Source organism: Mesorhizobium sp. WSM4844 (assembly GCF_055811775.1).
In genome coordinates this window covers 1-1572 of the sequence record NZ_JBVVQB010000141.1, presented here as the reverse complement: position 1 = coordinate 1572, position 1572 = coordinate 1, and the positions used below count along the sequence as shown (strand labels likewise).

Below are 1572 nucleotides of genomic sequence, written 5' to 3'. Positions count from 1 at the left end.
GGCTTCATTCGCGGCTTGGCCAAGTCTCGGGAGGACCGGCTGCTTGTCAAAACGGTGATCGATCTTGGTCGGGCGCTCGGGATCGATGTCATGGCCGAGGGCGTCGAAACAGAGGCGGACCGGCAAATTCTGTACAAGCTCGGCTGCAGAACCGCTCAGGGCTTCCTATTCTCCAAGGCGGTGCCTTTAAGCCAAGCGCTTGAATTGGCACTAAAAGAGCACGCGAAGCAATGTTGATCGCCGCCGTCATCAGTCACTGCATCGAGCAGAGCAGTCACTGCATCGAGCAGAGCGTAAAAGGACCGATGGGCCGGGCGAGGCGGAAATGGGAAACGCGTTGATCACTGGCGTGCCATACGCTGTTTGTGGCGCAGGTTAGGTTTTCCAGGGTGGCAAGTCGCCTCCAGTCCGCGATTCACTTCGGTTACGCCGATCATGATGTCCGGAAGTAAAGCGAAGGCTTAGAAGGGTAGTCTGCTTGCTCAGGTCAGACGAATCCCAGTTGTTGGGCGGTCTGGAACAAAGCGAGCAGCATGATCAGGCAGCCGACGAGCCGCAAAAGCGTCCGCTCGGCAATCGCCTTGAGCACCCATCCGGCAAGCGGAGCGGCGACTATGCCGCCCACGATCAGCCCCAGCACCGAGCTTGCATGTGTCGACAGCGCCCCCGCTTCCTGCCAGTGCCCACTGACGAGCGCGACGATGAAGGTGACGGACACCGCTAGCGTGATCAGGAACTCGGCCGCATTGACAGTGCCGATCACGTAGCGTGGCGGCGCGCCGGCGCCGAGCAATCCGGTCACGACCATCGGGCCCCATCCGCCGCCACCTGCAGCGTCGAGGAAGCCGCCGACAGTGCCCAGCGGCGCCACAAGACGGGTAGGAACCGGATTGCTGGGGATCTTGCGGAACGAGCGGAGGAACAGCCAGAGCCCGATCACAGCGAGATAGGTCGTGACGTAGGGCTTCACCATGTCGCCGTCGAACGAGGTCAGCACGAAGGCGCCGAGGCAGCCGCCGAGAATGCCGAAAGGAGCAAGCCGCCAGAACAGCTTCCAGTCGATATTGCGGTGGTAGTGGTGCGCCGTGCCGGAAGCGGCCGTGGTGAACACTTCCGCCGCGTGTACCGCGGCCGAAGCCTGCGCCGGCGGAACACCGAAGGAGAGCAGCACGGTGGAGGAGATCGCGCCATAGGCCATGCCTAACGCGCCGTCAACCGCCTGGGCGAGGAAGCCGACTATGGCGAACAGAATGAAGTCAGTCATTGGTGTCCGCCGTGAACGTGCCACCGTATGTAGCCCTGTGGATGTGGCATCCGGCTTGGCTCCGCGTCAGAGAAAAGGGCGGCATCGCTGCCGCCCATGGAGATTGTTGAGGTGCGTGGACCTTAGAAATCCATACCGCCCATACCGCCCATGCCGCCCATGCCACCCATGCCGCCGCCGGGCATGCCGGCCGGCATGCCGCCGCCAGCCGACTCCTTCTTCGGAGCCTCAGCGATCATGGCTTCGGTGGTGACCAGCAGGCCGGCGACCGAGGCCGCGTCCTGGAGCGCTGTGCGCACGACCTTGAC

2 protein-coding genes and 1 pseudogene are annotated in these 1572 nt (G+C 63.1%); 1 reads left to right on the top strand and 2 read right to left on the bottom strand.

Annotation, left to right across the window (positions count from 1 at the left end; genetic code table 11):
- On the top strand, positions 1-237 hold a 237-nt coding region (locus AC0L2A_RS36125; RefSeq protein WP_473612949.1), incomplete at its 5' end, for an EAL domain-containing protein.
- Positions 238-487: 250 nt separating this feature from the next.
- Here AC0L2A_RS36125 and AC0L2A_RS36120 read toward each other — a convergent pair.
- Both AC0L2A_RS36120 and groEL read right to left on the bottom strand, forming a co-directional pair.
- Positions 488-1264, bottom strand: a complete 777-nt coding sequence (locus AC0L2A_RS36120; protein ID WP_065010507.1) for a sulfite exporter TauE/SafE family protein — start codon at positions 1262-1264, stop codon at positions 488-490.
- A gap of 122 nt (positions 1265-1386) precedes the next feature.
- Positions 1387-1572, bottom strand: a pseudogene (groEL, locus tag AC0L2A_RS36115) (chaperonin GroEL); the annotation flags it as partial.

Coding starts and splice junctions, on each gene's coding strand:
- AC0L2A_RS36120 (WP_065010507.1), bottom strand. CDS start 1,264: ATGACTGACTTCATTCTGTTCGCCATAGTCGGCTTCCTCGCCCAGGCG.